This is a genomic window from Streptococcus cristatus, from assembly GCF_003943515.1.
Lineage (GTDB): Bacteria > Bacillota > Bacilli > Lactobacillales > Streptococcaceae > Streptococcus > Streptococcus cristatus_D.
Genome location: NZ_RJPT01000011.1, coordinates 1 through 24,828 on the forward strand (window position 1 = coordinate 1; position 24,828 = coordinate 24,828).

Annotated in this window: 24 protein-coding genes, 1 riboswitch and 1 other annotated feature; of the genes, 21 read left to right on the top strand and 3 right to left on the bottom strand. The window is 41.8% G+C overall.

Annotated elements, in window-relative coordinates; genetic code table 11:
• Window positions 1–1,990, top strand: a 1,990-nt coding sequence (locus D8791_RS08910) for an LTA synthase family protein (protein WP_142999371.1), incomplete at its 5' end; no start/stop codon positions are given.
• A 70-nt stretch (window positions 1,991–2,060) separates the two neighbouring features.
• Entirely contained in the window at window positions 2,061–2,549 is a 489-nt protein-coding gene (locus D8791_RS08915) for an EbsA family protein (protein ID WP_045499491.1), read from the top strand.
• Here the strand turns inward: D8791_RS08915 and D8791_RS08920 are convergent.
• On the bottom strand, window positions 2,546–2,743 hold the full coding sequence (locus D8791_RS08920; RefSeq protein WP_312023730.1) for a ferredoxin: 198 nt from the start codon (window positions 2,741–2,743) through the stop codon (window positions 2,546–2,548). The two genes, D8791_RS08915 and D8791_RS08920, sit on opposite strands and share 4 nt — an antisense overlap.
• Before the next feature lie 45 nt (window positions 2,744–2,788).
• Between D8791_RS08920 and D8791_RS08925 the strand changes: the two genes are divergently transcribed.
• From D8791_RS08925 to D8791_RS09000, 15 genes are all read left to right on the top strand, one after another.
• Window positions 2,789–3,247 carry an SAG1386/EF1546 family surface-associated protein gene (locus D8791_RS08925; RefSeq protein ID WP_045499497.1) on the top strand — a complete coding sequence of 153 codons (459 nt, stop codon included), beginning with the start codon at window positions 2,789–2,791 and terminating at the stop codon, window positions 3,245–3,247.
• Window positions 3,248–3,256: 9 nt separating this feature from the next.
• Window positions 3,257–3,934 carry a (d)CMP kinase gene (gene cmk / locus D8791_RS08930; RefSeq protein ID WP_125447396.1) on the top strand — a complete coding sequence of 226 codons (678 nt, stop codon included), beginning with the start codon at window positions 3,257–3,259 and terminating at the stop codon, window positions 3,932–3,934.
• Window positions 3,935–3,960: 26 nt separating this feature from the next.
• Window positions 3,961–4,091, top strand: a sequence feature (ribosomal protein L20 leader region).
• A gap of 16 nt (window positions 4,092–4,107) precedes the next feature.
• Window positions 4,108–4,638 carry a translation initiation factor IF-3 gene (gene infC, locus D8791_RS08935; protein ID WP_015604487.1) on the top strand — a complete coding sequence of 177 codons (531 nt, stop codon included), beginning with the start codon at window positions 4,108–4,110 and terminating at the stop codon, window positions 4,636–4,638.
• 33 nt (window positions 4,639–4,671) lie between these two features.
• A complete protein-coding gene (gene rpmI, locus D8791_RS08940; RefSeq protein WP_005590589.1) occupies window positions 4,672–4,872 on the top strand; it encodes a 50S ribosomal protein L35 in 201 nt (66 codons plus the stop codon).
• A 45-nt stretch (window positions 4,873–4,917) separates the two neighbouring features.
• On the top strand, window positions 4,918–5,277 hold the full coding sequence (rplT, locus tag D8791_RS08945; protein ID WP_003003310.1) for a 50S ribosomal protein L20: 360 nt from the start codon (window positions 4,918–4,920) through the stop codon (window positions 5,275–5,277).
• 111 nt (window positions 5,278–5,388) lie between these two features.
• Complete coding sequence (locus D8791_RS08950; RefSeq protein WP_125447398.1) at window positions 5,389–5,856, top strand: deoxycytidylate deaminase; 468 nt, start codon at window positions 5,389–5,391, stop codon at window positions 5,854–5,856.
• A gap of 385 nt (window positions 5,857–6,241) precedes the next feature.
• Window positions 6,242–7,432, top strand: coding sequence for a methionine adenosyltransferase (gene metK, locus D8791_RS08960; RefSeq protein WP_125447400.1), 1,191 nt, complete (start codon window positions 6,242–6,244; stop codon window positions 7,430–7,432).
• A gap of 103 nt (window positions 7,433–7,535) precedes the next feature.
• Window positions 7,536–8,795, top strand: a complete 1,260-nt coding sequence (murA, locus tag D8791_RS08965) for a UDP-N-acetylglucosamine 1-carboxyvinyltransferase (RefSeq protein ID WP_125447402.1) — start codon at window positions 7,536–7,538, stop codon at window positions 8,793–8,795.
• Between the two features lie 33 nt (window positions 8,796–8,828).
• Window positions 8,829–9,380, top strand: a complete 552-nt coding sequence (locus D8791_RS08970; RefSeq protein ID WP_125447404.1) for a GNAT family N-acetyltransferase — start codon at window positions 8,829–8,831, stop codon at window positions 9,378–9,380.
• Window positions 9,373–10,650 carry a CBS-HotDog domain-containing transcription factor SpxR gene (spxR, locus tag D8791_RS08975; protein WP_125447406.1) on the top strand — a complete coding sequence of 426 codons (1,278 nt, stop codon included), beginning with the start codon at window positions 9,373–9,375 and terminating at the stop codon, window positions 10,648–10,650. Before D8791_RS08970 ends, spxR begins: the two co-directional genes overlap by 8 nt.
• 13 nt (window positions 10,651–10,663) lie before the next feature.
• The gene (locus D8791_RS08980; protein ID WP_015604495.1) at window positions 10,664–11,521 is read left to right on the top strand and encodes a methionyl aminopeptidase; all 858 of its coding nucleotides are present in this window, start codon (window positions 10,664–10,666) and stop codon (window positions 11,519–11,521) included.
• A 45-nt stretch (window positions 11,522–11,566) separates the two neighbouring features.
• Entirely contained in the window at window positions 11,567–12,457 is an 891-nt protein-coding gene (locus D8791_RS08985; RefSeq protein ID WP_125447408.1) for a YihY/virulence factor BrkB family protein, read from the top strand.
• Between the two features lie 613 nt (window positions 12,458–13,070).
• Window positions 13,071–14,150 carry a hypothetical protein gene (locus tag D8791_RS08990; protein WP_125447410.1) on the top strand — a complete coding sequence of 360 codons (1,080 nt, stop codon included), beginning with the start codon at window positions 13,071–13,073 and terminating at the stop codon, window positions 14,148–14,150.
• A gap of 347 nt (window positions 14,151–14,497) precedes the next feature.
• Entirely contained in the window at window positions 14,498–14,947 is a 450-nt protein-coding gene (locus tag D8791_RS08995; protein ID WP_125387693.1) for a MarR family winged helix-turn-helix transcriptional regulator, read from the top strand.
• An 8-nt stretch (window positions 14,948–14,955) separates the two neighbouring features.
• Window positions 14,956–15,663 carry a B3/B4 domain-containing protein gene (locus tag D8791_RS09000; RefSeq protein ID WP_125447412.1) on the top strand — a complete coding sequence of 236 codons (708 nt, stop codon included), beginning with the start codon at window positions 14,956–14,958 and terminating at the stop codon, window positions 15,661–15,663.
• A 71-nt stretch (window positions 15,664–15,734) separates the two neighbouring features.
• Here D8791_RS09000 and D8791_RS09005 read toward each other — a convergent pair whose 3' ends face one another.
• Window positions 15,735–16,175 carry a GtrA family protein gene (locus D8791_RS09005; RefSeq protein ID WP_125447414.1) on the bottom strand — a complete coding sequence of 147 codons (441 nt, stop codon included), beginning with the start codon at window positions 16,173–16,175 and terminating at the stop codon, window positions 15,735–15,737.
• 28 nt (window positions 16,176–16,203) lie between these two features.
• Window positions 16,204–16,326: riboswitch (PreQ1 riboswitch) on the top strand.
• Between D8791_RS09005 and D8791_RS09010 the strand changes: the two genes are divergently transcribed.
• The 4 genes from D8791_RS09010 to pulA all read left to right on the top strand — a co-directional run bounded on the left by D8791_RS09010 (window position 16,324) and on the right by pulA (window position 22,183).
• Window positions 16,324–16,839: a QueT transporter family protein gene (locus D8791_RS09010; RefSeq protein ID WP_125447416.1), complete on the top strand. Its 516-nt coding sequence runs from the start codon at window positions 16,324–16,326 to the stop codon at window positions 16,837–16,839. It overlaps the preceding riboswitch by 3 nt.
• Window positions 16,840–16,944: 105 nt before the next feature.
• On the top strand, window positions 16,945–18,903 hold the full coding sequence (gene ligA / locus D8791_RS09015) for an NAD-dependent DNA ligase LigA (protein WP_125447418.1): 1,959 nt from the start codon (window positions 16,945–16,947) through the stop codon (window positions 18,901–18,903).
• Between the two features lie 8 nt (window positions 18,904–18,911).
• The gene (locus D8791_RS09020; RefSeq protein ID WP_005590565.1) at window positions 18,912–19,871 is read left to right on the top strand and encodes a diacylglycerol kinase family lipid kinase; all 960 of its coding nucleotides are present in this window, start codon (window positions 18,912–18,914) and stop codon (window positions 19,869–19,871) included.
• A 14-nt stretch (window positions 19,872–19,885) separates the two neighbouring features.
• Window positions 19,886–22,183 (top strand): type I pullulanase, encoded by a 2,298-nt coding sequence (gene pulA / locus D8791_RS09025; RefSeq protein WP_125447420.1) that lies wholly within the window; start codon window positions 19,886–19,888, stop codon window positions 22,181–22,183.
• 138 nt (window positions 22,184–22,321) lie between these two features.
• Here pulA and D8791_RS09030 read toward each other — a convergent pair whose 3' ends face one another.
• The gene (locus tag D8791_RS09030) at window positions 22,322–24,517 is read right to left on the bottom strand and encodes an LTA synthase family protein (protein ID WP_125447422.1); all 2,196 of its coding nucleotides are present in this window, start codon (window positions 24,515–24,517) and stop codon (window positions 22,322–22,324) included.
• Window positions 24,518–24,828 lie beyond the last annotated feature (311 nt).

Consider the following 24,828-nt stretch of genomic DNA (forward strand, 5'->3'; position numbering starts at 1 on the left):
AGTCGTTTCCCAGTTATTTATTATAATGTGTTTAACAGATTCTAAATTGCCAGCGGTAATGGATAAACTTTCATTATTTTTAGAATTTACGAATACAAATAGTGAGCAATATATTTTTCGATTAATTGGTTTTGTTATCTACATTGTGCTAGTCTCTACAATTCCAAGCTTCGTACTTGTGAAAGGTATGAGAGATGTTATTAACAATCGTTCTAGTTTTTCAGTAGCATTTACATTTAGTGCACTTTTTGCGCTTATCTTCAATTACACAATTCAAGATAGTCTCAAAGCTGATGTAAGCATTTTAGATTTACGCTTATTTACAGGAGCAACACTTTTTCAGATTATTATCTTTTTTGCTTTATTTTTATTAATTTATTTAATTTGTAATAGTTTTTTATTCCCGACAATCATTTGTATATTTTTGGGAGTTGTTACAACTATTGCAAATAGTTTGAAATTTCAATTTAGGCAGGAGCCAATTCTTCCTAGTGACTTAGCTTGGTTGAAGACACCGAGAACCTTGCTAAGCTATGCAGATGGACATTATGGAATGTATATTTTACTTAGCGTTTCTATAGTAACAATATTCTATCTTGCTGTTAGAAAATATATTTTACCAAATAAATTAATCCAGAATTTCAAACATAGACTGGCTTTAATTTTACTAATCTGCAGTTTTTTTGCTACAGTTACAGGAATCTTTTCGTCTAAAAAAGATGGAAGAGTTGCAGAAAATATCCCTGTGATTTCTATTTTGAATAATTACCATGATCTAACTTGGTATGGCAATACGATTAATTCTCAATTACGATCATTGTCATTCGTATGGTTCTCGCAGATGTCAGAAAATGTGATGACACAGCCGAATGGTTATAGTCAGTCTAAGATTCGTTCTTTGGAAGAAAAGTATAAACAATTAGCAGATTCAATAAATACTACTAGATCAAACCTAATAAGCGAGCAAACTGTAGTTTATGTTTTGAGTGAAAGTTTTTCTGATCCTGAAAGGCTTTCAGGTATATCAATTACTACAACTCCGATTCCAAATATTCGTGATATCAAATCACGAACGACAAGTGGTTTGATGCAATCAGACGGTTATGGTGGCGGAACTGCGAATATGGAGTTTCAAACAATTTCAGGACTTCCATACTATAATCTTTCACCAAGTATATCGGTTCTCTATACAGAAATTGTTCCTAGAATGAATGCATTTCCTGCAATTAGTGATCAATTTGAATCGAAGAATCGTATTGCCATACATTTAGCTGCTCCAACGAATTACTCTAGAGATATTATTTATAAGACATTAGGATATGATAAATTTATTTCTTTAGGAACTAGTGGATTATCTGTTTATAGACAAGGAGAGAATTATAGCGATGCTTCTACTTATCAACTAGTGATAGATAACTTAAAGAAAGAGCAAAATCAGTTTTTTTCAGTCATAACAATGCAGAATCATGCACCCTGGTCAGAAAGCGAGCCCTCAAATCTTATGGCACAAGGGGAGGGCTTTACAGCCAATGAAAATAACAAGTTAATAAACTATACTCGCTTGCTCTACTACACAGACAATGCGACCAAGGAGTTTCTAGACAAGCTTTCTAAAATTGATAAAAAAATAACAGTAGTCTTTTATGGTGATCATTTGCCAGGTCTGTACCCTCAGTCAGCTTTTAAGGATCATCCTGAAAATCAATATTTGACAGATTACTTTATCTGGAGTAATTATGAGACACCTAAGTTGAACTATCCTTTGGTTAATTCTAGTGACTTTTCAGCCCTGCTGCTTGAGCAGACCAATTCGAAAGTATCTCCTTACTACGCTTTGTTGACGGAGGTTCTCCATAAGGCTAGTGTGGACAAGAAAGCACTGGATTCATCAGCTCAGGAAATTGCAGATGATTTGAAATTGATCGAGTATGATATGGTTGGTGGAAAAGGATATCTTTCGAAGGATTTCTTTGCAGTACCAGCAAAATAAAAAATAGAATAGGTTTACCAATTCTATTTTTTATTATTTTATGCTAAACTAGTAGTAAGGGGGTGAAGATATGATAAAGATTTTTGGGAAAGTACGCTATCATTGGCAACCAGAAATGTCGGTGTTGGTGATTTATTGGTCTTTGTCAGTCATTCCGATTTTTATAGGACTGGCCTTGATGTACGAAAGTTCCAGTGTTCCGACTCTTGTCCTCTTTTCATTCTTTTTGTTTATGGTCTTACTGGCTATCGGTGTGCATAGATATTTCACGATTTATGATGACGGTATTTTGCGCATTATTACGGCAAATCCTTTCACGCCAATCAAGATTGATATTTCAACGATTGAGAAGCTAGAAGTTACAAAAACGTCTATCACCCTTCATTTTACAGGGAAGAGTCGTAGCAGGACCTTCTGTATGCGGAAGTGGCCAAAAAAATATTTTGTCAACGCCCTAGCTTTAAATGAACATTTTAAAGGCGAAGTGGAATTAGTAGACAATCTGACTCTTCTAGATTATTTCGAGGTCTACTATGGTGACCAATCTAAGAAAAATTAGTCTTTTAGCAGAGCTCGGGTTGGACAGTTTTTAATAGCCTCGAGAATCTCAGGCTGACTATCAACCTCTTTTTCTAAGAGCTGGTCGTCTTGATAAAATTTGACAATGCCATTATCGTGATAATCAAAGAGATCTGAGTAGGTCTGGCAGAGTCCGCAAGCAATGCAACGTTCGGGAATGAGTGTAACTTTCATACTCATATTGTAATAAGATTTTTAGAAAAACTCAAGGAGGAAGTCATGGAAAAAGAACCATGGGAAGCAGATGTATATGATAATGGAGCAGAGAAATTGAATCGCAGAAAGAAAAGTCAGGCGAGTCGAGTTGATCGCTGGCTGACCATATTAGCAGCTATTTTTCTAGTGATGGTCATTGCTATGGCACTCTTTTTCGCCTACCTATCTACTGGTGGAAGTAATAAAAAGACCGTTATGGATGGATTTTATGGTACTTCTAATGCAGCTGCATCTTCAAGTAGCAGCGCAGAACAACCAGCTCCATCAGAGCAACCAAGTGAATCAGAAGAAAAGCCAACTCAGTCTTCAGAAGGTACTTTGACTGTTCAGCCTGGTGAAGGAGAAGCTGCGATTGCAGCGCGTGCAGGTATCTCTATTGCAAAATTGGAGCAATTAAATCCGTCGCACATGTCTACTGGTTCTTGGTATGCCAACCCAGGTGATATTGTTAAGATTCAGTAGGAGCGGGTTATGAAACAGATTCAGATTGCGATTGATGGACCTGCTTCAAGTGGAAAATCCACTGTTGCAAAGATTATTGCCAAAGATTTTAATTATACCTATTTGGATACGGGTGCCATGTACCGCGCAGCCACTTATCTGGCTCTGCGAAATCATCTGACTGAAAATGATGCAGATAAGATCGTAACTTTGCTCGAGACTTATTCGGTTAGTTTTGGTCGTTCGGAGAGTGGTGAGCAGCTAGTGTTTGTAGGAGATGTTGATGTTACTCATCCGATTCGAGATAATGAAGTAACCAATAATGTGTCGTGGGTATCAGCTATCCCGGAAGTGCGTGAAAAATTGGTTCATTTACAGCAGTTGATTGCTGCACAAGGCGGTATTGTCATGGATGGCCGTGATATTGGAACGGTCGTTTTGCCAGATGCAGAATTGAAGATTTTTCTAGTTGCTTCAGTTGAGGAAAGAGCAGAGCGCCGCTACAAAGAGAACCTCGAAAAAGGGATTCCGGCTGATTTGGAAACTCTCAAAAAGGAAATAGCGGAGCGGGATTACAAGGATAGTCATCGCGAAGTATCACCTTTGAAACCAGCGGCTGACTCCATTCATTTTGATACGACAGGCATTGGAATCACAGAAGTTGTCAAATTTATTGAAGAAAAAGCGAAAAAAATTATTGACAATTAAAAAGAAACTTGGTATGATAGTAGAGTTGAGAAAAGCAGAAGTGAGAACTTCTCGCCTTGCGACTAACGTTGTCTGGCTCTACAGGATTCAGTTTCAGTGGTGAAATACTATCATGTAGTGCGGGTTTGCGTTAGCAGGTCCGCACTTGTTTTTCTCGAAAAATAAAAAAAGAGGTGAAAACCATAGCAAAACAAGACTTATTCATCAATGATGAAATTCGTGTGCGTGAAGTTCGGTTGATCGGTCTTGACGGCGAACAATTAGGTATTAAACCGCTTAGCGAAGCGCAATCTCTTGCGGATGAAGCGAATGTCGATTTGGTCCTGATTCAGCCACAAGCTAAACCACCTGTTGCGAAAATTATGGACTATGGCAAGTTCAAATTTGAGTATCAGAAAAAGCAGAAAGAACAACGTAAAAAACAAAGCGTTGTCACTGTGAAAGAAGTACGTCTCAGTCCTACCATTGATAAAGGGGACTTCGATACAAAACTTCGTAACGCACGCAAGTTCCTTGAAAAAGGAAACAAAGTTAAGGTATCCATTCGCTTTAAAGGTCGGATGATTACCCATAAAGAAATTGGAGCTAAGGTCTTGGCAGACTTTGCTGAAGCAACTCAAGATGTTGCAATCATTGAGCAAAAGCCTAAGATGGATGGACGTCAAATGTTCATGCAAATGGCACCGATTAGTGACAAAAAATAAACTGTCAAAAAGTTAGAAAAAGGAGATTTTATCATGCCAAAACAAAAAACACACCGCGCATCAGCTAAACGTTTCAAACGTACAGGTTCTGGTGGCTTGAAGCGTTTCCGTGCTTACACTTCTCACCGTTTCCACGGAAAAACTAAAAAACAACGTCGTCATCTTCGTAAAGCATCTATGGTGCATGCAGGAGATTTCAAACGTATCAAAGCAATGCTTACAGGTCTTAAATAAGAGATTTTGTAACAATTATCTAGGAAATATTGGAGGAAATAAAACATGGCACGTGTTAAAGGTGGCGTTGTATCACGCAAACGTCGTAAACGTATTTTAAAATTAGCTAAAGGTTACTATGGAGCAAAACACATCTTGTTCCGTACTGCAAAAGAGCAAGTAATGAACTCTTACTACTATGCATACCGTGACCGTCGTCAGAAAAAACGTGACTTCCGCAAATTGTGGATCACTCGTATCAATGCGGCAGCTCGTATGAATGGACTTTCATACTCACAATTGATGCATGGTTTGAAATTGGCTGAGATCGAAGTAAACCGTAAAATGCTTGCTGACTTGGCTGTTAATGATGCAGCAGCTTTCACAGCTCTTGCAGATGCAGCTAAAGCTAAACTTGCTAAATAAGAAGATAAAAAGTTGAAACATTGTTTCAACTTTTTTCTTGTCAGGGTGACAATCTCCAAGTGTTTTAGTATAATTAGTATAATATAGTGAGAATGGATGGAGGAGTGAATGATGATGTCAAATCGGTTAGCTTGGGATGAATATTTTGCGGCACAAGCTCTTTTGATTGCCAATCGTTCGACCTGCAAACGCGCCAAGGTCGGAGCGGTCTTAGTCAAGGATAATAAGGTCATATCGACTGGCTACAATGGCTCTGTTTCAGGAACGGAGCACTGTATTGATCATGAGTGTTTGGTCATCGATGGTCATTGCGTGCGAACCTTGCATGCAGAGGTCAATGCTATTTTGCAGGGAGCTGAGAGGGGCATTCCTAAGGGATTTACGGCTTATGTGACTCATTTTCCTTGTTTAAACTGTACCAAGCAACTGCTTCAGGTCGGCTGCAAGCGCGTGGTCTACATCAACCAATATCGGATAGATGATTATGCTCAGTACCTTTACAAGGAAAAAGAAGTGGAACTGGTACATTTGCCGATAGAAGATGTGAAAGAGGCCATTGCTCAGACGGAGTTGGTATAGTTTGCTTGAAATATTTAGCACTAATAATCCGCTTAGATCGAATAAATCTAAATGATAAAGTTATAGTTTTGAACTATAGCTTTTCTTTTGAAAATGATTCAGCATAATTCTAAAAATCATGATATAATGGAGAGGTTATATAGTCCCGATAAGATGGTAGGAAACTTCTATCAGTACTTTGTAACTCGCAAACAATGACGGCTCCAAAGTCACTCGTCATTCAACGGTTGCCGCTATATTACGGTCACCCTATGCGCCTTACTAGCTTCAGAAATAAAAAGGTATCGTTTTTATTCTTTTCGCGTCGTAACTCGTGGGCGAGATGATTTGCAATCATTTTGGAGTTTGTTTATTTGTTTAATATTTTATTAGGGGGGACATTTCTATGTCAGAACGTAAACTTTTCACGTCTGAATCTGTATCGGAGGGACATCCCGATAAGATTGCAGACCAAATTTCCGATGCTATTTTGGACGCTATTTTAGTTCAGGATCCAGATGCTCATGTGGCAGCTGAAACTGCTGTTTATACAGGATCCGTCCATGTTTTTGGAGAGATTTCCACTACAGCCTATGTGGACATCAATCGAGTGGTGCGTGATACCATCGCAGAGATTGGCTACACCAATACAGATTATGGCTTTTCTGCAGAGACAGTTGGCGTCCATCCATCTTTGGTAGAACAGTCGCCAGATATTGCTCAAGGGGTCAATGAAGCATTTGAGGTTCGAGGAAATGCTCAAAAAGATCCACTGGATTTGATTGGAGCTGGTGACCAAGGTCTCATGTTTGGCTTTGCTGTAGATGAAACACCAGAGCTCATGCCATTGCCTATTTCTCTCAGCCACAAGCTGGTGCGTCGTTTGGCAGAACTGCGCAAGTCAGGTGAATTGTCTTATCTGCGACCAGATGCCAAATCTCAGGTTACGGTCGAATATGATGAAAATGACCGTCCAGTGCGTGTGGATACAGTAGTTATTTCTACCCAGCATGATCCTGAAGTCAGCAATGAGCAGATTCATCAGGACGTCATCCAAAAGGTCATTGCTCAAGTGATTCCAAGTGAATACTTAGATGGTCAGACTAAGGTCTTTATCAATCCTACTGGACGCTTTGTTATCGGTGGTCCTCAAGGAGACTCTGGCTTGACAGGCCGTAAGATTATCGTGGATACCTATGGTGGCTATTCTCGTCATGGCGGTGGTGCCTTCTCTGGTAAGGATGCAACCAAGGTCGATCGCTCTGCGTCTTACGCGGCGCGTTATATCGCTAAAAATATCGTAGCTGCTGGTTTGGCTAAAAAAGTAGAAGTTCAGTTGGCCTATGCTATTGGGGTAGCTCAGCCCGTTTCAGTTCGCATTGATACTTTTGGAACTGGCTTAGTTTCTGAAAGCAGACTTCAGAACGCTGTCCGCCAGATCTTTGATTTGCGTCCGGCAGGTATTATCCAAATGTTGGATTTGAAACGCCCAATTTATCGCCAAACAGCTGCTTACGGCCATATGGGTCGAACAGACATCGATCTTCCTTGGGAACGCACAGACAAGGTGGCTGCACTCCAAGCGGCTTTGCAATAAAATAGTAGCTCTCGGTTTAAACTGAGGGCTTTTTTGTCTAGGAAAATAGATAAAACTATGATATAATAAAGAGTAATACCGTGAAAGAGCTAAATTTTAAAACATGAAAAAAATTGTAATTAATGGTGGTCGCCCTTTAAAAGGAGAGGTGACTATTAATGGTGCTAAAAATAGTGTTGTGGCCCTTATCCCAGCTATTATTTTATCTGATAATATTGTTACTTTAGATGGTGTACCGGCGATTTCGGATGTTGATAGCCTCATCGAAATCATGGAAATCATGGGAGCGACTGTCAAGCGGTCTGCCGATTGCTTGGAGGTTGATCCTAGAAACATCAAGAATATGCCGATGCCATCTGGTAAAATCAATAGTTTACGAGCGTCTTACTATTTCTATGGAAGTTTGCTAGGGCGTTTTGGAGAAGCGACAGTTGGTCTTCCTGGAGGTTGTGACCTTGGACCTCGTCCGATTGATCTCCATCTCAAAGCTTTTGAAGCGATGGGAGCTCATATGACCATGGAAGGCAATTATATGAAATTGTCAACGGGTGGCAAACGCTTGGCTGGAGCTAGTATTTACATGGATACCGTTAGTGTCGGTGCCACGATTAATACGATGTTGGCCGCAGTCAAGGCTGAGGGACGTACGGTGATTGAAAATGCGGCACGCGAGCCAGAAATCATCGACGTAGCGACCCTGCTGAACAATATGGGAGCTCATATTCGTGGGGCTGGGACTGACATTATCACGATTGAAGGTGTAGACAGCCTTCATGGAACGCGCCATCAGGTTATTCCAGATCGGATTGAAGCTGGGACCTATATTTCTTTGGCGGCAGCAATTGGACAAGGTGTCCAGATCAATAATGTTCTTTATGAACATTTGGAAAGTTTCATTGCTAAGCTAGAGGAAATGGGTGTGCGCATGACCATTTCAGAAGACAGCATCTTTGTAGAAGGGCAGAAGGATTTAAAGGCTATTAACATCAAGACTTCGCCTTATCCTGGTTTTGCCACTGATTTGCAGCAACCGATCACTCCGCTCTTGCTGACCGCTCATGGTCATGGAAAAATCGTTGATACCATCTATGAGAAACGAGTCAACCATGTCGCTGAATTGGCAAAAATGGCTGGTAAAATCTCAACCGCTAGCAATCAAATCGTCTATGAAGGACCAAATCAGCTTCAAGGTGCTTCTGTGAAGGCAACGGATTTGCGTGCGGGTGCAGCATTGGTGATTGCTGGTCTGATGGCTCAAGGCCGAACAGAGATTACCAATATTGAATTTATTTTACGCGGTTATTCCAATATTATTGAAAAATTAAGAAGTCTGGGTGCTGACATCCAGCTCATCGAAGAATAAGCGTTCATCGCTTATTTTTTATAGAGGAAGCATATGAATTTGTGGACACAGTTAGCAGCTTTTTCTTTTATTGAAACGGAGCATTCGTTTTTACGTCCGATTCTTTTTGGAGATGCAGAATCCCTTTATAAAATTGCTTCCAATCCGGATAATACCGAGTTTATTTTTCCGACTGAAAGTAGCTTGCAGGAGAGTGAATATGTTATCGCCAATTATTTTATGAAAAATCCTTTGGGAATTTGGGCAATTTGTGATAAGGAAACGAATGAAATGATTGGTTCCATTAAATTTGAGAAAATGGATGAGATAAAAAAAGAAGCTGAACTAGGATATTTTTTGAGGAAGGACTATTGGGGACAGGGCTTGATGACCGAAGTTGTCCGTGAATTGGTTTTTCTTTCCTTTACGACATTCGACTTTAAGCGTCTAACAATCATCACGCATGAGGAGAATCTAGCTAGCCAAAAAGTTGCGCAGAAAGCTGGTTTTAAGCTCTTCCGTCAGTTTAAGGGGAGCGATCGCTACACGAGAAGGATGAGAGATTACACCGAATATCGCTACGAAAAAGGAGATTTCAATGAGTAAACACCAGGAAATTTTAGCTTATCTTGAAAATCTTCCAATTGGCAAGCGAGTCAGTGTTCGGAGTATTTCAAATTACTTGGGGGTCAGCGACGGAACTGCCTACCGAGCGATCAAGGAAGCTGAAAATAGGGGAATTGTCGAGACCAGACCCAGAAGTGGAACTGTCCGCGTGAAGTCGAAAAAAGTTGTTTTAGAGCATCTGACCTACAAGGAAATTGCGGATATTACTGGCTCAGAGGTGCTTGCCGGTGAAAGAGGACTAGAAAAAGAATTTAACAAGTTCTCCATCGGAGCTATGACCGAGCAAAATATCCTACGTTACTTAAACGAAGGCGGCCTTCTTATTGTCGGGGATCGAACGCAGATTCAGATTTTGGCTCTTGAAAATGAGAATGCTGTGCTGGTAACGGGAGGTTTTGAAGTCGACCCAGAGGTTTTAAAACTGGCCAATTGTATTGAAATTCCCGTCCTAAGAACCAAGCACGATACCTATACCGTGGCAACCATGATTAACCGCGCCCTGTCCAATATCCAGATTAAAACTGATATTTTGACAGTAGAACAGGTTTATAGGGCTAGTCACGAATATGGTTTCTTACATGACACAGATACCGTTCGTGACTATCTGGACTTGGTTCGTCGTAATCGGACCAGTCGTTTTCCAGTCGTTAATCAGCATCAAATGCTGGTTGGGGTCGTGACGATGCGGGATGCAGGTGATAAGTCTCCTTTGACCACCTTGGACAAGGTTATGACTCGCAAGATTTTCATGACTGGACTGTCGGCGAATATTGCCAATATCAGTCAGCGCATGATTGCAGAGGATTTTGAGATGATTCCGGTAGTGCGTGGCAATCAAACTCTCCTTGGGGTGATTACTCGTCGGGATATTATGGAGAAAATGAGTCGCTCTCAGATTTCCAGTTTACCGACCTTCAGCGAGCAGGTGAGCCAGAAGATTCATCGCCAAGAGGATGTTTTTTCTTTCACCGTCGAGCCTTTCATGCTGGAGCAAAACAGGGTTTTGGCTAATGGTGTCTTGACAGAAATTATCACTCGGATTACGCAGCAGTTGATGACAAGGAGCGGCCGTAGCTTGATCGTCGATCAGATGATGATTCATTTCTTTCAAGCGGTTCAGATTGATGATGTCCTGCAGATTCGGCCCCGCATTATTCATCAAACGCGGCGAACAGCAGTGATTGACTATGATATCTACTTAGATTCGCTTTTCGTTGCCAAAGCGACGATTACTGTAAAAATTAATTAGTAAAGAGGTTATAATGATTACTATAAAATCACAACGTGAAATTGATTTAATGGACAAGAGCGGAGATTTTCTGGCTTCTGTTCATATCGGTCTGAGAGACTTGATCAAGCCAGGTATTGACATGTGGGACATTGAAGAATATGTCCGCAAGCGCTGTAAAGAGGACAATGCTTTGCCCCTTCAGATTGGAGTAGAGGGGAGTGTTATGGATTATCCTTATGCGACTTGTTGTTCCCTCAATGATGAGGTGGCCCACGCCTTTCCTCGCCATCAAAAGTTAGTCGAGGGTGATATCATTAGTGTTGATATGGTTGTCGGTTTAGTAGACAAGGCTGAGCTGGATGTCTCTAAGCTGGACTTTGACAATGTTGAGCAGATGAAGCAATACACAGAAAACTTCCGTGGCGGTGTCGCAGATTCTTGCTGGGCTTATGCAGTGGGTCAGATTAGTCCAGAAGCGCAGCAGCTCATGGATGTGACTAAGGAATGTCTCTACCGAGGAATTGCAGCTGCAAAAGTTGGCAATCGCATTGGAGATATTGGTGCAGCCATTCAAGAATATGCTGAAAGCCATGGCTATGGAGTGGTGCGTGATTTGGTTGGTCACGGGGTTGGCCCAACCATGCATGAGGAGCCAATGGTGCCGCATTACGGCCGTGCAGGACGCGGTTTGCGCCTGCGGGAGGGAATGGTTCTAACCGTTGAGCCAATGATTAATACAGGTACTTGGGAAATTGACACAGACTTTGAGACCGGTTGGGCGCATAAAACCCTAGATGGCGGTCTGTCTTGCCAATATGAGCACCAATTTGTCATTACCAAAGATGGTCCTGTGATTCTAACCAGCCAGGGCGAAGAAGGGACTTATTAAGTAGAGGGCTGGGCTTGTCCCAGTCTTTTTGAATAGGAGAGAGATGTGACAGGATTCATCAAAAAGATAAGAGAAAATGAATTTCTCAGAGCGTTTTTCCATTTTTATCAGGCGTCGGAGGCAGATATTACCAGCATTGCTGTGGCCTATTATTTTCTGATTTCGATTTTTCCCTTGTTATTGATTGCGGCAAATATTCTACCCTATTTTCAAATCCAGCCAGATGAGCTCTTGGTTGCGCTGAAAGACTTACTGCCAGAGTCATTGTATCTGACGATCGCCAAGGTTGTCCGAGATGTGCTAACCAAGCCTTCGACAGGCTTGCTGAGTATTTCTATCTTATCTGCCCTGTGGACTTTTTCCCAGAGCATGACTTTTCTGCAAAAGGCTTTTAATAAATGCTATGGTACGAAGCAAGGGCGGGGCCTTATCTGGGAGCGCATCTTTGCTTTTATTATGAGTCTAGGCTTGCAAGTCTTGCTAGGCTTGTCGCTCGTTTTGACCCTATTTGGTCGAATGCTGGTTGGGATTCTTTATAATTTCTGGCACTTTGACCGCGGTCTCTACCAGCAGTTGCTGACCATGACAGAGCCTACGATTTATCTGATGCTCTTTCTCTCGCTGATTCTGCTTTATTTTTCTTTACCCAATGTGAAGATTCCAAAAATCCGCTATGTCCTACCGGGTGCGACCTTGGTTCTTGCTATCATTTATAGCCTCATGAACCTTTTTACTGTTTATATTGAAGCTTACTTGGATCGTTTTTTAGATGTGCGTTTTGTCGGCTCAGTGGTGGTTGTGATTATCATGTTTTGGTTTATCCTGATTGCCAAGGTGCTAATCGTCGGTGCTGTCCTCAATGCAAGCATCCAAAGCCGCTTCGTATCGCACTTTGAAAGCCGTAGTGGTGAGCTTATTCTGAGATTTGATGACTAAGGAAAAGCAGACAAGGATACAGATGTATAATAGGTGAAATATGAAACAAACAATTTTTAATGCCTCGTTAAGCTGGATCCACTTGTAAATCGTTTAATTGGTGATTCCTACTCTTTGACTAGATCTGAAAGAGAATGACCTTTTCATGCAATTGAACAATAGTTTCTTTGAGCTTTTTGGTATATTTTTGACTCATTTTGACATCGCCTTTGGTTAGATACCATGTCCATAAAATCACACTAACATCAAGTCAAGTAATCTCTACGCATACAGATTATAAACCAATAAATCTAGCTCATCTTCCAACAGAGGAGAATTAAAGTATAATTTATACATTTCTATTCTCCATTTGATAATGATCTAGCCTTTCTGTTAGCAGTTTACGAGGTGTTGCAGAAGACAGATATGAGTTTCAATTGGAATTACCAGAGGAGTAAGGGGAGCGAAAGACGCTCTCCTTTTATGGTGTAATGGGAAAAAGACTTTTTTCTTTTGTTTTTCTGTTTGGCAATCATTTCAAAGCAGATTCAAAAACTAACGAATTGCCTAAATCAGATTATAGGAAAAGTTAAGAATATTTCGAACAGAAATATGGTAAATAAGGGGGAGAGAAATGAAGAAAGTACTAACAATAGTTGGATCTGTCTTGCTGGGTGTTCTGCTTCTATGGGGCTATCATAGTTATCAACAATCAGAGCAGGCCAAGCAAGAACGCGAAAAATATGAAAATATGGGTTACTATACAGGAAAATGGGAAATTGATTCTTATGAGTTTTTAGAGGATGGCAGGGGAGTTGCTGTTCATTGGAAGTCGCTGAATCCAGAAGAAGACCGGTTGTTTGCCAAATACAATCCAGAGGTGGCTGAGAATTTTTTAGGCGTTCATGGGGCCTCCAATCAACGCTATATTGTTCGTGATTATTTCCATAATTCTACCTATAGAGGGACACAAAAATTACCAAAAGAGGATCCCGAAGTTTATTATGCTATGTCCATTTATCGAATAGGTGATCGAAAATTGGAAGGGAGTCAACTCGATATTTATAAACTTGTAGAAGACTATAACCCTGATTATATACCCGAAAAAACTGGTGGTATTATCGAAAAGGATGGTAAGGATTATATAACGTTACAAGTATACAAACGAGGATGGGAGCTATCACAAAAAAAACAATTATGGCTGAATTTAGAAACCAAGCAAATTGAATGGGAAGATACAAAAATACAACAGTTTCCTAAATCGCCGTCGGTAGATTTAGGTCCTTTAAAAGAGAGACTGAAAGAGATGACGACGAATTTGTTAACATCTACAGCGTATGATTTGTGGAATCAAAATAAATTGTCTTTTCGTCAAGATGTATTGAAGGGAAGTGTTCTGGAGACAGCTGCGCCTAAAGTTTATCAATTATTAAATAAGCAAGATTCACAGTTTTTCCTTTTGATTGATTCTAAGTATGATTATGATAAGGTTTATGGAGATGTTCCACAGTTTCTTGATTTGTATCAGCTTTTTGTCCCAGCCAATACGAATCTTTACGAAGGGCTGACGATCCCAGCCGAATTTAGTAAGGATGGTCAAGAGCATTCAGTTAATAGCAAAGAAGAATTTGACTTGTATTACGATGTTGCCAAAGACCGCGAACTGAACAAACAACGCCGAATATTAGTTGAAAATGGAGAACTAGGAGGATAAAGAAGGAGCTTGCTTTGGCTGTAGCTTCCGAACAGATAGTACCGGCTCTACCCGAGATTAAAACATATTCCAAACGATTTGCCTTCTCTTTTGCTTATATAACTTGGATAAGATAGCTACTGAATACGGTCTTATCCCCATTTATCATTTATCCTAGCGTAATAATTCAAAAGTGAGGCAAAGATCTTTTCCGAGCCTCTTTTTTGATGGTGCAGATAAGGGAAAGGCGGAAATAGTTCTGTGCCGAGGTTTAGTTCGATATAGAATTTTTCTAAGATAAGTATTTCTAAAATATTTTATTGCATTTGCAACAAAAATCTGCTATACTATCTTCAGAAGGAGGAGGTATGTCAATTTTACGTGAGATTGGAATCATTGCTCGGGCTTTGGATTCCATCGCTAATATTGAGTTTCGTGACATAGATTTGGCGCGGGGGCAGTATCTCTATCTGGTGCGGATTGCGGAGAATCCTGGGATTATTCAGGAGGAGCTGTCAGACTTGCTCAAGGTGGATCGCTCAACGGTGGCTCGTTCAGTCAAGAAGCTAGAAAGTAAAGGCTTAGTGGAACAGCGGCCAGCAGCCAATAACCGCAAGAACAAGGAATGGTTCGTCACTGAGAAGGGGGTAACACTTTATCCTTTTATCATAGCGGAAAACGAATATTCGGAGCAGGTTTCGTTGGAAAAATTTTCAGAAAACGAGCGGAAAGAGTTAGAGAAGTTGCTGGTTCGCGTCCGAGAGAATATTACCAAGGACTGGGAGCTGGTCAAAAAAGGCCAGAAAAGAAATTATTGAGGTAGAACATGAAAGTTACAGTTGAAAATGAATTTTGGGCTTTGTTTCCAGAAGCGCAGATTAGTGTTTTAGTGGTCAAGGGGCTGGATAATAGAGTTGATGAAAGTAAGGATCCATACTTCAAATCCTTGCTGGATAAGGGAGCGAAGCGAGCAGCAGACTTTATTCCAGATGAGAATTTCACTCAGAATGATGTCATTCAGGAGTGGCGGCAGGCTTTCGGCCAATTTAAGACCAAGAAAGGAGCGCGTTCCTCTATCGAAGCCCTACTCAAGCGGGTCAGTCAAGGACGGGAATTTAACCCCATCAATCCTTTAGTAGATATTTATAATAGTGTTTCCCTTTCTTATGCTGTTCCTTGTGGCGGTGAGGATTTGGACAAGATTGTCGGCGGCCTTTATCTGGGAAAGGCCAAGGGTGGTGAAGCGTTCTTTCCACTAGGAGCTGAGACTGATGCCCCAGCTTTACCGGAAGAAATCATCTACTATGATGATGAGGGAGCGGTCTGCCGTTGCCTTAACTGGCGAGAAGCGCAGCGGACCATGCTGACAGAAGAGACCAAGGACGCCATCTTGGTTATCGAGGCCATCAATGGAGAGCAGGCTGCGCGTGCCCAAGCAGCTATGACAGAACTTCAGACTCTGATTGAGGACTATTTTGGGGTTAAGGGCGACATTACCCACTTGACAGCTGACAATGCCAGCTTGGAAGTCTAAAAATAAAAATATCTGGATCAGAAATATCTGGTCCAGATGTTTTTGTTTTGGGGAAATAGGCTGCTCTATTCTTATTTTGCCTTATTTTTAAAGACAAAAATCTTGCTGAAGACATAGTTAAGAACGATAATCAGCACTTGAGCCATCAATGTTTCAATGGTGTTGACCATCTTAATATCGTTGTGGACGAATTGACCGATAATCTGTGGGAAGCTAGTGACAAAGATAAAGGTTAGCAGTAAATTCAAGGCCATAGTAGCTAGGCGGGCTGTGAAAAATTTGACCAATCGCACTGGCCAGCCCTGTCTCTTTTGCTTGAAAACGATAGTATCGTTGGTCACAAAGGCAAAGAGAATGCCCAGAATATCACCTATTATCGTAGCCAGTAGTTCATTTCCCGTCAGTTCATAGCAGAGCATCCGACTGACGACGGAGACGACGGTTGTGGCGACACCAAAGAAGAGGTAGGATAGGACTTCATTGTCAAAGAATTTTTTAATCAAAGTTTTCATAAGCATAGTCTATCACATTTCTAGGATTTATGCTATACTAGTGAGGTTGTCGATTTGAAGGAGATAGCTTTTCCGTCTGAGGCAACCCTTGGCGCTTAACTTCTTTCGCCAAGCATATTACACGCGCTCATGCGCTAAAGGAGAAAACATGAAACAAGAAAACTTATCAGTTCGTGATTTGACACACATTGCCATTGTTGCTGCTATTTATGTAGCCCTAACGATTACGCCCCCTTTAAATGCTATAAGCTATGGTGCTTACCAGTTCAGAATTTCTGAAATGATGAACTTTATGGCCTTTTATAATCGGAAATATATCATGGGTGTGACCATTGGCTGTATGATTGCCAATCTCTATAGCTTTGGAATTATTGATGTCTTTGTCGGCGGCTGGTCAACTTTAGTCTTCCTATCATTAGGTGTCTACCTCTTCAGTCGCCATAAGAATCAATACCTGATCAAAGATTTGCTTCGTTTGGATCATTTCTATTTTGCTATTTTCTTCTCTATTTCGATGGTGACCATTGCAGCAGAGTTGTATTTCTTACAGGGCTTGCCATTCTTCCTGACTTGGTTTACAACAGCCATTGGAGAATTTGCTTCTTTGATTGTTGGAGCTATCCTTATTAACCAGATTGCGAAAAGGATTGATTTGACAAAATAAGACAGTAGAGAGCGGAATTTCCGCTCTTTTTATCTCCCTTTCTTTTTTAGGAAGAATTCAGAACAAATAGAGGAAGATTTTGTGTATTTGTGATAAAATAGAAATATGAAAGAAAGAATGTCAGAATTAGTCAAATTGCTTAACCGATACGCTCATGAATACTATACGGCAGACAGGCCAAGTGTATCGGACAGCGAGTATGACAGACTCTATCGCGAGTTAGTGGAGTTAGAAGAAAAGTACCCAACTGATATCCTACCTGATAGCCCAACGCATCGGGTGGGTGGGAAGATTTTAGAAGGATTTGAAAAATATCCACACCAGTATCCTCTCTTTAGTTTGCAGGATGCTTTTTCACGTGAAGAATTAATGGCTTTTGACCAGCGAATCCGCAAGGAATTTCCTCAGGTTTCCTATATTTGTGAACTCAAGATTGATGGGCTTTCTATTTCTCTGACCTATGAAAAGGGAATCTTGGTAGCAGGAGCGACTCGGGGGGACGGTTCTGTCGGTGAAAATATCACGGAAAACCTCAAGCGGGTCAAGGACATTCCCCTGACCTTGAAAGAACCGTTGGATATTACTGTTCGTGGAGAGTGTTACATGCCCAAGGCTTCCTTTGATGCGGTTAATCAGCTGCGGCAGGAGAATGGTGAGCCTGAATTTGCCAATCCCCGCAATGCGGCAGCAGGAACCTTACGGCAGTTGGACACAGCAGTTGTGGCCAAGCGCAATCTAGCAACCTTCCTCTACCAAGAAGCCAGTCCGACTCAGGCTGATAGCCAAGAAGAAGTCTTAAACAAGCTAGTGGCTTTGGGCTTCTCAGTCAATCCTACTCATATTCTGGCGGATTCTATCGAAGCGGTTTGGGAGTTTATCGAAAAGATTGCTCAGGAGCGGGACAGTCTGCCTTATGAGATCGACGGTATTGTTATCAAGGTCAATGACTTGGCGGTGCAAGAGGAGCTTGGATTTACTGTCAAGGCACCTAAGTGGGCTATCGCCTATAAATTTCCAGCTGAGGAAAAGGAAGCCCAGCTTCTGTCTGTTGATTGGACAGTGGGTCGGACGGGAGTTGTGACTCCGACAGCCAATCTGACGCCGGTGCAGCTAGCAGGAACAACTGTCAGTCGGGCAACTTTGCACAATGTGGACTATATTGCGGAGAAGGATATTCGTCAGAAAGACACCGTTATCGTCTATAAAGCGGGAGATATTATTCCTGCTGTCTTGCGAGTGGTTGAGTCCAAGCGGGTCTCAGAAGAGACTTTGGAAGTACCTAGTCACTGTCCGAGCTGTGAGAGCGAGCTGGTGCATTTCGATGACGAAGTAGCTCTGCGCTGCATCAATCCCCTCTGCCCAGCCCAGATCAAGGAGAGCTTGATTCACTTTGCCAGTCGGGATGCCATGAACATTACTGGTCTTGGTCCAGCAGTGGTCGAAAAGGTCTTTGATAAGGACTTGGTCAAGGATGTGGCTGGAATTTACCGACTTTCTGTAGAAGATTTGCTGACCTTGGACGGCTTTAAGGAAAAATCAGCGAATAAATTGTATAATGCCATTCAAGCTTCCAAGGAAAACTCAGCAGAGAAATTGCTCTTTGGTCTGGGAATCCGTCACGTGGGGAGCAAGGCTAGTCGGATTTTGATGGAGAAATTCCACGATATGATCAAGCTGTCTCAGGCAAGTCAAGAGGAAATATCTTCCATTGACAGCCTAGGGACAGTTATCGCTCAGAGTCTGCATTCTTACTTTGAGCAGGAAGGCAGTCAGCTTCTGCTGCAAGAATTACAAGAAGCTGGCGTCAACCTAGACTATCTAGGGGAGAAAGTGGCAGCTGATGCCGCTCTCGCTGGCAAAACAGTCGTATTGACCGGAAAATTACAAAAATTAACACGGAATCAAGCTAAAGAAAAGTTGCTGAGCTTGGGTGCAAATGTCGCTGGAAGTGTGTCTAAAAAGACAGATTTGGTGGTGGCAGGTAGCGATGCAGGCAGCAAATTGACCAAAGCTCAAGAACTTGGGATCGAGATTCGAGACGAGGACTGGCTAGATAGCTTGTGAGGCTGAGTATGGAAAATAAGATAAAAAAAGCAAGATTGATTTATAACCCAACTTCTGGGCAGGAAATTATCAAAAAAAATATTGCCGAAGTCTTGGATGTTTTGGAAGATGTTGGCTATGAAACCAGTGCCTACCAGACGACTCCAGAGCCTTTCTCTGCTCAGCGAGAAGCTGAAAGAGCAGCAAGAGCAGGTTTTGATTTGGTTATAGCAGCTGGTGGAGATGGGACTATCAATGAAGTAGTGAATGGGGTTGCGGGTCTAGAAGTGCGCCCCAAGCTGGCTTTCATCCCAACTGGTACAACCAATGATTATGCGCGTGCTCTGAAGATTCCCATGGGAGATCCTGTAGCGGCTGCCCGCATTATAGAAAAGAACCAGACGATTCAGATGGATATCGGCCGGGCTTATGGCAGCAAATACTTTATCAACATTGCGGCGGCGGGTACGCTGACAGAGCTGACTTACAGTGTCCCTAGTGAGGTCAAGACCCGTTTAGGCTATCTGGCTTATGTAGCCGAAGGAGCCAAGATGCTACCGCGCTCCAAATCCCGTAAGGTACGAATTGAGCATGACCATGGTGTTTTTGAGGGTAAGATTTCGCTTGTCTTTGCGGCCTTGACCAATTCTATCGGAGGCTTTGAAAAGCTAGCACCAGATACCAAACTGGATGATGGAAATTTCACCTTGATTCTTGTAAAAACGGCCAAGTTGTTTGATATGCTTAGTCTCATCATACAGGCAATTAATGGTGGCCAACACGTGACGGATGCTAATGTTGAATATCTGAAAACCAGCAAATTGAAGCTAGAGGTATTGGATAAAAAAGCACCCTTTATGTTGAATCTGGACGGTGAGTACGGAGGAGATACACCAGTAGAATTGGAAGTGTTGCACAATCATCTGGAGTTTTTCGCCAATATAGATGAAATCGATGAGAGCGCTCTTTCCTTAGAAAAATTAGAATGAAGAGATAAATGAAAATGCTAGACTATAAAGTCATTGTCCATTATCACAATCCTAAGGGAGATTACTTTTCTTATGATTTGTGGCAGTGGCAGACGGATCAGTGGGGAAAAGAAGCACCTTTTTCCAAACTTGATTATTTTGGTATTCAGGGAGAATTATCTTTTGAAAGTTGGGAGCCTCTCAGTCAGGCTCATGTGATTGTCAAGCGTTCAGACTGGTCCAGCCAATCTTGCGATTATCACATTGATTTATTGCCAGTTCATTTGCCTACAGAGGTTTGGTTGATTGAAGGAGATCATCAGGTCTACTATTCCTTGCAAGCGGCGACGACGAGCCACCAATATTCGCGGCGACGTCCCCATAATTTTGATGTGGCTATGCGGTCGGATTATTTTGATGAATGCTGGGGCTACCAAGGTTGGCTTGGGCATCGTCTGCAGGGGCAGGTAAATGAGTTTAAAGTTTGGGCTCCGACAGCCAAAAAAGTTGAATTGCTAGTCTATGAAACTTCCGATAATCAAGCAGCTGTTTATAAAGAATTCCCTATGGAAAAGGGAGAGATTTACTCGCACGATCATGCTAAAAATACAATCGGAGTTTGGTCGGTGGAAGTGCAAGAAGATTTAGCTGGTAAGGCCTACCAGTATCATGTTCATTTTGAAAACCAGCATTTTTTGACGCGTGATCCTTATACAATCGCCACCAGTCCAGATGGCAAGCATTCAGCTATTGTTGCCGAACAGGACAAGACTGTTGCTGGTTTTAAGGTATGTCAAGGCAAGGAGGCAACTTGGCGTTTAGATAACCCAAATCAGGCGGTCATCTATGAGATGCATATCCGAGATATTAGCAAATCGCCTAGTTCCGGTGTCGCAGAGCATTTGCGAGGGACTTTTTTGGGGGCTTGTCAAAGCGGCACTAGAAATAGTCAGGGAGACCAGACCACTTTTGATTACATTCGCAATCTATGTATCAATGTCGTGCAGCTCCAGCCAGTTTCTGACCGACATAAGGACTATGATGAAAATGGCCAAGTTACTTATAACTGGGGCTATGATCCGCAGAACTACAATGCACCAGAAACCAGTTTTTCTTCTAATCCAGATGATCCGGGTCAGGCCATCCGAGATTTGAAAACCATGATTCAGGCTTACCACGATGCAGGGATTTCTGTGACCTTGGATGTGGTTTACAATCATATTTATTCCACCTTTGACTCCGCCTTTCAGTCAACAGTTCCCGATTATTACTACCGGATGAATCCCAACGGTTCATTCCAGAATGGTACAGGTGTCGGCAGCGAGACGGCCAGTGAGCATGAAATGTTCCGCAAATTCATGATTGATTCACTTCGCTATTGGGTAGAAGAATTCAATGTGGATGGCTTCCGTTTTGATTTGATGGGAATCCATGATGTCACTACCATGAATATCATCCGAGAAGAAATGGATAAAATTGATCCACGGATTTTGCTTTACGGTGAAGGCTGGGACATGGGAACAGGCCTGATGCCAGAGGACAAGGCTAAGAAAGACAATGCTTATCAACTGTCACGAATTGGTTTCTTCAATGATACCCAGCGTGATGCAGTGAAAGGTGCTGAAGTCTACGGTGGTCTGAAAGCAGGTTATGTGAGCGGACAAGCGACTGAAGATATCATAGCTAAAGCCATTTTGGGCAGCAGTGAGTTAGGGTCCTATTTGACACCAACCCAAGTTCTTAATTATGTGGAGGCGCATGATAATTTCAACCTGCATGACTTGCTGGTTGACTTGCACCCAGATGATGATGAGGTCATTCGGACCAAAAGAATTGAGCTGGCAACAGCTATGAACTTGCTCATGCAGGGAATGGCATTTATGGAATTGGGCCAAGAATTTTCCCGCACAAAACTAGTAGGAACAGGCGAAGAAGGCCAAGTCCTGCCTAGCGATCGTGACAGAGCAATGAACAGCTACAATGCTCCCGATGCTGTCAACCAAGTGAATTGGGAATTGATCAGCCAACATCAGGAGAGTATTGATTATATTAAGCAAATCATTCATCTAAAGACAAGTCAGAAGGAATTTTCTTATCAAACCTATGAAGAGATTTACAAACATGTCTTTGTAAGAGAAGCCTTTGCTGGCAGTGGTATCGTCATTTTTGAGATTAAAGATGAAAAACATTATGAAATCATTTTTAATGCAAGTGGCCTGCCCTATTATCTTGAGAATGCGGATCGCCTACGTTTGTTGGTCGGCAATAGCCGTCATAAGAGGCCCTTCTATGTTGAAAATCTGACCGCTTCCGTTTTTGAAGTGATTGCATAATATGAGTAAAGTTAAGAAAAGATTGAAGACGGCTTTGCAGCTTAAGTCTTCAATCTTTTTTTGTGCTTCAAAAATAAAAAACTCTCCCCAAAACATTTTTCAATGTTTTAGGAAGAGTTAAGTAGTTTTTCATAGATATTAGGGACTAGCACTCGAACTGGAGGAGCTAGAAGAGCTAGAGGACTCTCCGCTGCTTCCTTCCTCGCTGCTAGTTTGGAATTGTTCTGGGTGAAGTGCTCGATAACTTGGCGAATTGAAGAGATCCACAGAGGACACACCGCCACGTTTTGAATAAAGGCTAGTCGATTGATCGCCTTTTTCCTTTTCGATGGCTTTGAGAGCCTTGAAAGAGTTGATGTAGTTGTAATCATCAGGATTGACTTTTCCTAGGTCATTGCCTGTGTAAAAGCGGAATAAGTCTCCTGTCTGAATAGCATCGCTCATCTTCAGCTGCGTATTTGCTGCTGTTCGGATAGCTTCTAGTTCAGCCGTTGTTGACTCGTCTGGCAGGGTGATTTCCTCTCCAGTTTGTGTGTTGTAGATACGGCCGCTATAACTTGTGTATTTTGGTGTTACAAAGTTATTGGTTGAGCGGAAAGTGACGATTTGCTGGTGCTGAGGTGAGAGGAGGTCTTGCCCGACTTGAAGGTAATTTTTGGAGTCAATCCCCAATAAATGCTCCAAGGTTGGCAGCATATCGATTTGTCCACCAAAGGTATCGATGATTTTTCCCTTTTCCATTCCAGGTATCACGACCATGTATGGCACTCTCTGCAACATGGCGTTGTCATAGCTAGACCATGTCTCAGAGTTTTTATTGATCAGAGGTGCCAGAGCTGGATTACGAGAATTAGAAATTCCATAGTGGTCACCGTAAAGGACGATGATTGAATTTTCATACAGTCCAGCTTCTTTTAGGTAGTCAAAGAAGGCTTTGACAGCTGAGTCGAGATAGTTTGCTGTTGCAAAATAGCCATTGATGGTTTCATCTTTGGTATCTGCCAGTGGGAAACCGATCTCATCGCCAATCAAACTGGTCGTATAAGGATAGTGATTAGAGACAGTGATGTATTTGGCATAGAAGGGTTGCTGCAAATGTTCCAGATATTTGATGGAATCTTTGAACATAATCTTATCGTTCAAGCCATACTGGAAGGAGTTGGTCTCGTCTTGCTTGGTAAAGTAAGACGCATCGAAGAAATAGTTATAACCCCATTGCTTGTAGGCAGTGTTACGGTTCCAGAAGCTACCTGTATTTCCATGGAAAACGGCAGATGTGTAATCTCCATTTTTTGACAGGATAAAAGGTGCTGCCTGCTGAGTATTGGTACCGCCGTAGTTGACCATGAAGGAGCCTTGGTTGAGACCAAAGAGACCTGTTTCAATCATGGTCTCCGCATCAGAAGTCTTTCCAGCCTTGACCTGATTAAAGATATTTGAAAAAGCTAAAGTTGAGTTGGAGTGGTAAAGGGAGTTGAGGAAAGGAGTAACCTCGTATTCCTTGCCCTCCATCTGTAGTTTATAATCAATCAGAAACTGCTGGAAGCTCTCTAGATGGACATAGATAACATTGCGACCTTTGGCAATGCCATAGTATTCAGAGTTTGGCTCGGCATAGTGGGATTGGATATATTGTTCAACGGGTTCTAGATCCTTGGCAGAGGCTTTGGAACGCTCTTTATTAGCAGCATAGGTTTGATTAGCACTGTAGCCAAGGAAGGCAGGAAGACCAAGAGCGCGAACGACATAGTAATTTGAAAAGCCGCGTGTCAGGAGCTCAGGACGATCAATTTCTGCTAGGAAAAGATTGGCCGAAAAGAGCATCGCTGATAGGGAGGTTACGGCAAAGCTGGCGCGGAAATTAAACCTACGATGATCCAAGCGGATATACTTTTTATAAAAAAGCCAGCCCAGAATTGGAAAATCAATGATATAGATAGCATCCCAAGGGCGGAAGAGCTCCATGGCTGCTGCTCCGAGACCTGCAGACACCTTGCTAGAGGCCAACATGGTATTGACTGTCACAAAGTCGGTAAACTCACGGTAGTAGATGGAGTTTGAGACTAACCAGACAAAGAGCATGATGTAGATAGCCGTGCTGGCACAATAAAAAATCTTCGTCGGCTTGATATAAAGAGCAAGCCCAATCAGTAAAAGTCCAATTGGGAAAGGGTTAATCAGAGCCAGAAAAATCTGATAGGCTCCTTGAATATCTAAATTAAAATCAACGGTATAAGCCCACATGGTTTTTAACCAATAAATCGTGAGCAAGCTCAAGACGAAACCGAGCCTTGTACTCATAAAATTGAGTAAATTCTTGGTTATTTTTTTCACAGAAAGATACTTCCTTGTCTTATTTCCTAAAAATTCTCTTCTTCTAAGTATATCACAATTTTTCAAGTTGAGGAAAAATTGAGGTGATTTAGTGTTTAGTTTATTTTATTTGTAAAGTAATTTAATAAGGACAATTATTTCCTAGATTCAGGATTGTTCGCAAGAATATCTAAAATTAAACAGGCTTTGCTTCATGATAGATAGTGGAAAGTGGTAGTAGAGGAAGCTTGCTCAAAAACCCGCCTGATAAAATAAATATTTAATATGTAAAATGTTGAAAATTTCTTCTACTAAAACAAGTATTATGTGAA

Bases quoted from the DNA above. Each gene is read 5' to 3' on its own strand.
- D8791_RS08915 (WP_045499491.1), top strand. From the start codon at position 2,061: ATGATAAAGATTTTTGGGAAAGTACGCTATCATTGGCAACCAGAAATG.
- D8791_RS08920 (WP_312023730.1), bottom strand. From the start codon at position 2,743: ATGAAAGTTACACTCATTCCCGAACGTTGCATTGCTTGCGGACTCTGC.
- D8791_RS08925 (WP_045499497.1), top strand. From the start codon at position 2,789: ATGGAAAAAGAACCATGGGAAGCAGATGTATATGATAATGGAGCAGAG.
- cmk (WP_125447396.1), top strand. From the start codon at position 3,257: ATGAAACAGATTCAGATTGCGATTGATGGACCTGCTTCAAGTGGAAAA.
- rpmI (WP_005590589.1), top strand. From the start codon at position 4,672: ATGCCAAAACAAAAAACACACCGCGCATCAGCTAAACGTTTCAAACGT.
- rplT (WP_003003310.1), top strand. From the start codon at position 4,918: ATGGCACGTGTTAAAGGTGGCGTTGTATCACGCAAACGTCGTAAACGT.
- D8791_RS08950 (WP_125447398.1), top strand. From the start codon at position 5,389: ATGATGTCAAATCGGTTAGCTTGGGATGAATATTTTGCGGCACAAGCT.
- metK (WP_125447400.1), top strand. From the start codon at position 6,242: ATGTCAGAACGTAAACTTTTCACGTCTGAATCTGTATCGGAGGGACAT.
- murA (WP_125447402.1), top strand. From the start codon at position 7,536: ATGAAAAAAATTGTAATTAATGGTGGTCGCCCTTTAAAAGGAGAGGTG.
- D8791_RS08970 (WP_125447404.1), top strand. From the start codon at position 8,829: ATGAATTTGTGGACACAGTTAGCAGCTTTTTCTTTTATTGAAACGGAG.
- spxR (WP_125447406.1), top strand. From the start codon at position 9,373: ATGAGTAAACACCAGGAAATTTTAGCTTATCTTGAAAATCTTCCAATT.
- D8791_RS08980 (WP_015604495.1), top strand. From the start codon at position 10,664: ATGATTACTATAAAATCACAACGTGAAATTGATTTAATGGACAAGAGC.
- D8791_RS08990 (WP_125447410.1), top strand. From the start codon at position 13,071: ATGAAGAAAGTACTAACAATAGTTGGATCTGTCTTGCTGGGTGTTCTG.
- D8791_RS08995 (WP_125387693.1), top strand. From the start codon at position 14,498: ATGTCAATTTTACGTGAGATTGGAATCATTGCTCGGGCTTTGGATTCC.
- D8791_RS09000 (WP_125447412.1), top strand. From the start codon at position 14,956: ATGAAAGTTACAGTTGAAAATGAATTTTGGGCTTTGTTTCCAGAAGCG.
- D8791_RS09005 (WP_125447414.1), bottom strand. From the start codon at position 16,175: ATGAAAACTTTGATTAAAAAATTCTTTGACAATGAAGTCCTATCCTAC.
- D8791_RS09010 (WP_125447416.1), top strand. From the start codon at position 16,324: ATGAAACAAGAAAACTTATCAGTTCGTGATTTGACACACATTGCCATT.
- ligA (WP_125447418.1), top strand. From the start codon at position 16,945: ATGAAAGAAAGAATGTCAGAATTAGTCAAATTGCTTAACCGATACGCT.
- D8791_RS09020 (WP_005590565.1), top strand. From the start codon at position 18,912: ATGGAAAATAAGATAAAAAAAGCAAGATTGATTTATAACCCAACTTCT.
- pulA (WP_125447420.1), top strand. From the start codon at position 19,886: ATGCTAGACTATAAAGTCATTGTCCATTATCACAATCCTAAGGGAGAT.